The 3,742-nt window shown below is 59.2% G+C and carries 4 protein-coding genes and 1 pseudogene; 2 read left to right on the plus strand and 3 right to left on the minus strand.

Annotated elements, in window-relative coordinates; translation table 11 throughout:
• Window positions 1-238 precede the first annotated feature (238 nt).
• Both ABSG20_RS33885 and ABSG20_RS33890 read left to right on the plus strand, forming a co-directional pair.
• Complete coding sequence (locus ABSG20_RS33885; protein WP_423868796.1) at window positions 239-1,132, plus strand: hypothetical protein; 894 nt, start codon at window positions 239-241, stop codon at window positions 1,130-1,132.
• Window positions 1,057-1,302, plus strand: coding sequence for a hypothetical protein (locus tag ABSG20_RS33890; RefSeq protein WP_423868797.1), 246 nt, complete (start codon window positions 1,057-1,059; stop codon window positions 1,300-1,302). The genes ABSG20_RS33885 and ABSG20_RS33890 overlap by 76 nt, the downstream gene beginning before the upstream one ends.
• 331 nt (window positions 1,303-1,633) lie before the next feature.
• Here ABSG20_RS33890 and ABSG20_RS33895 read toward each other — a convergent pair whose 3' ends face one another.
• From ABSG20_RS33895 to ABSG20_RS33905, 3 genes and pseudogenes are all read right to left on the minus strand, one after another.
• On the minus strand, window positions 1,634-1,915 hold the full coding sequence (locus ABSG20_RS33895; protein ID WP_423868798.1) for a hypothetical protein: 282 nt from the start codon (window positions 1,913-1,915) through the stop codon (window positions 1,634-1,636).
• 29 nt (window positions 1,916-1,944) lie between these two features.
• A pseudogene (locus ABSG20_RS33900) lies at window positions 1,945-2,610 on the minus strand (UdgX family uracil-DNA binding protein); the annotation flags it as partial.
• A gap of 811 nt (window positions 2,611-3,421) precedes the next feature.
• On the minus strand, window positions 3,422-3,742 hold a 321-nt coding region (locus ABSG20_RS33905; protein WP_423868799.1), incomplete at its 5' end, for a hypothetical protein.

The following is a 3,742-nucleotide window of genomic DNA, read 5'->3' on the forward strand; positions in this document are numbered from 1 at the left end:
ACGGCGAGAACGCCATTCAGGGCGACTATTGGCGGAATCCGTGTGGCGGCGGCAAGCATCTGCTCACAAATATGCAATTCAATCAGTTTTCTTATACGCATACGGACTTCGGCTTTTGGGAATAACGGTGACAGTGTACTCAATTCACCTACGTTAATTGAGTACACTGTCACCGTAAGCCGCGTAAGCCGGACCGGGACCGGTCTTAGTCAAATTATTCAAACCAAGGGAGAATACGATGAAACGCATTGATTTACCGGCGCTGCTTTTGGGATCGCTGCTGACCTCGCTATACGCGATTCCACCAACCGTCGCGGCCACGATGACCGAGGTCAGCGTATTTTACCAGCCACCAACGAGTTCAGCAGGGCGCCAACCACGAACGGGATCCGGCGGGCAGTTGGTCACCGTTCCAAACTCCGGCTTCCCTTTGGGGGGGCCTCTTTCGGGACCCTCCACGAGTGCGCCGACAAACGCCGAACCAACAATCTCTGTCGGAACGACAACTTACAATCTGGCTTTCATCAGCATTAGCGGCGGCGCCGCTGGGGGCATTACCGTCTTTCCTGGCGCCAACATTTTCTCGGTCGCCGTGCCGCTACAAGACCCGCCCCAGAATATCCTTGTCGAAAATGTCTATTTCCCTGTCAGTGGGTCGGGACCACCCTGTCCGCCGAATACGGTGTGCGGTTCGGGCGCGAACATCGACGAATTTAGCGAAACTCTGGGTACCCTGGTCGACGACACATTCGTAAATGTATTTACGCCGCCGGCGTCGCCGAATCCGAACGTCATGGTCACGAAGACCGCCAATGCCTCTGGTTCCGTGAACACCACGAACCAGAGCGTGCGTATCAGCGCCATCACCCCGGCGACGCAGTTCGAAAACACGCCCACCGGAGGCAATTTCGATCGCTCCTGCGCGAACGCCTGCGCGGGGATGACAAGTTTGCCTGATGCGATGGAGCGGTTGTATGTGCTACCAAAACCGGACAACTTGAATAGCTACCGACACGGCTGTCAAAATGACCTGCAAAGAGCAACAGGATTGAAACCATGCACACGATCGAAATCAGCGACGATGTCTACGAAGCGGCGCTGCGGACTGCTGCCCTCGACAGCATCGACGTGAATACCCTCATCGAAGGGCTTGTCCGTCGTCACGTCGAGTATATCGACCTGTTCCGGGAGTCGTCGCCCGATTTGCCGCCCTTCAGCCTGGAACGCTACGAGATGGACCGTACCCCGGGGGAGGCGGAGGAAGACTACCAAGACCGCCTCAGAATGTTTACTTCCCTGTGATGGTTCCGTTCCTGCCCGGAGATTTCGTCTGGACCAATTTTCCCTTTGAGGCCGATCCGAACAATCCGGGGCCGGGTCGTCAAGCCGCTCTCATAATGGCGACATTCACCCCCCGGGAGGCCGCCCGCACCACTGCCAGGCCGGTACCCAAGCGCGGGATCGTGGTGGCCGTCTATACCTCTTCGCAGGTCGGAAAATTCGGGGCAAATCCGCCAACCGGCGTAATTCGGTGCCCGTCGACCGTGCTCAGCGGAGCGGCAACCGTACCGCCTTCTTAATCGACGTGCGAAGACGTGCATTCATGCCGCTCTCGCCCGAATATTTTCCAGAATTAGACAAGCCCGGCTTCGGAATTGTCGGTCATGCCGACAAAGCGTTGTTTACGGAAGCGCGCCGGCAATTCATCCTGGTGAATGAGCGCCACAAAGAGCTGATCGTAAACCTCGGCCCCCATCGGCCGTAGACGTTCCTCCTGCTTGCTGACTTCTCCCGGGGGCCCGCCAAGGGTACTCGTTGCGCACTCTCTTTTTTGCACGATGCCGACGAGGATCTTGATCGCGATCCGGGTATGGCTGCGCGCCAGCGAGCGGATTTCGGTGGGAGCCCTTGGCATATGAGTTCAGCCTCCAAGCAGAAACCCGCTCAAAGCTCGACCTTCCGTGAAGGCAACCGGTTGCGCTCGAATTCACCGCCGGGGGCCGCGATTTTCAGGTCGTCGACAAACTGCTGGTATTCGCGTGCCCTGGCGTCGGCGTCGGGCAGCCTCAGCAGGTAGGACGGATGCACCGTCACCAGCGCCTTGATGCCCGCGGCGAGATCGAACAGGCGGCCGCGATTTTTATTGACCGGCATGACCCGGCCCAACACGCTGTGCGCGGCGGTGGCGCCCATCGCCACCACCAGCTCGGGTCGGATCGCCGCCAGTTCGCGCTCATACCACGGCCGGCAGGCCCTGATCTCCGCCGTCGTCGGCTTCTGGTGCAGACGGATTTTTCCGCGGGGGACAAATTTGAAATGTTTGACGGCGCCGGTGATGTAGACTTGGCTGCGGTCGATGCCGGCCTGTTGCAGCGCGCGATCGAGCAGTTGTCCAGTCGGTCCGACGAAAGGTCTGCCGGCCAGGTCCTCCTTGTCGCCGGGCTGCTCGCCGACCAGCATCACCTGCGCGGTTTCCGGACCCTCGCCGAACACGGTCTGGGTGGCGTCCTTCCAGAGCGGGCAGGCGCGGCAATCGCGGGCTTGCGCGCGCAGGGTTTCGAGGCTGCTGCCGGAGGAGGGGGAGGCGGTCGTCATGGGCGTTTTCCGTTTGTCATCCAAGAAGCAAGGAGCTGCGAGATGCAAGGGCCGTGTGTCCAATCCGGAAATGAACCACATCTCGTCCGGATATTTCGCGATCTCATCCAATTATCGACCATGGCTGCTGTCGCAGAACATAGGGGGCAAGGCGTTTTGAGGGGCTTCCCACTTCCGCTTCCCGTAAGTTATAGAGGGAACGGGAAGCGGAAATGGCAACCGAACCGCATCCGAACGCGGAGCGCTCCTGTGCCAAGTATCGCGTAGCAGCGAACGGCTCTCAAGGACGGTACGCGCCGCTTACGCGTTGGCCTGCGGATCCTTGACCGCCGCTATAGCTACCCACACGGCTGTCAAATGACCTGCAAAGTTCCCAAAACCGCTATATTGGTGGGATGCAACAGGATTGACACCTTGCACACGATCGAAATCAGCGACGATCCTCGGCGCTCACCGGAATGGACCCACCTATGCTCATTTTTGTTGACCCACAAAGTGCGCACCTACGCGTAGACTTGGAGCTGCGTGTAGCGAGTAGGATTTAGGGGGGGCCTGCGACAGGGGGACACGGGAGGGGGGCTGGCGCCGGCCAAGCCTCACCGTCGATCTCTTGGTGGCAAACGAGGGCCGGTAAGGCGGGCCCTGTCAAGGCCGAAGCCGCCGGAGGCGGGGGCCAAAGGCCCGCCTTTACAGGGCTCGCCTTACCGGCCAAACTTAGCCATCAAGGTCGACGCTAAAGCGCAGTAAACCGCGCTCTCGTCTTCTTTCAGAAAACGGTGCGCGGTACGATATAACAACTATTTGTCCGCGCTACGCACTTTGCCCACTAAGCACGAAAGTAGTTCGTCTTAGCTGCTCGGTGTGTTGGCGCGCGCCAACGGAAGTTATTCCCTCTCATATTCAACGTCAGAAAATTGTGCATGGCGCGCGCTCTCAAGTCAAGACGAATTGAAGCGCAGACAATGCGCAGACGCATTGAACCGCGTTGATTGAGTAGGGTGGGAAGCCGTCCTGGTGGGTCAATTCCGGTGAGCATAGGTGGGTCAAATCCCGTGAGCGCCAAGGCGCCGTCGCCACCTTGCCCGCCCTCGTTCGCAAGCACTCTGTACCACGCCTCCTGCAGCGCCTCATGCGAGGTGGTACGTAG

This window comes from Bradyrhizobium sp., assembly GCF_049512235.1.
Taxonomy (GTDB): Bacteria; Pseudomonadota; Alphaproteobacteria; order Rhizobiales; family Xanthobacteraceae; genus Bradyrhizobium.

What these genes read in the sequence shown, in the direction of transcription:
- ABSG20_RS33895 (WP_423868798.1), bottom strand. Translation starts at nt 1,915, where the DNA reads ATGCCAAGGGCTCCCACCGAAATCCGCTCGCTGGCGCGCAGCCATACC.
- ABSG20_RS33885 (WP_423868796.1), top strand. Translation starts at nt 239, where the DNA reads ATGAAACGCATTGATTTACCGGCGCTGCTTTTGGGATCGCTGCTGACC.
- ABSG20_RS33890 (WP_423868797.1), top strand. Translation starts at nt 1,057, where the DNA reads ATGCACACGATCGAAATCAGCGACGATGTCTACGAAGCGGCGCTGCGG.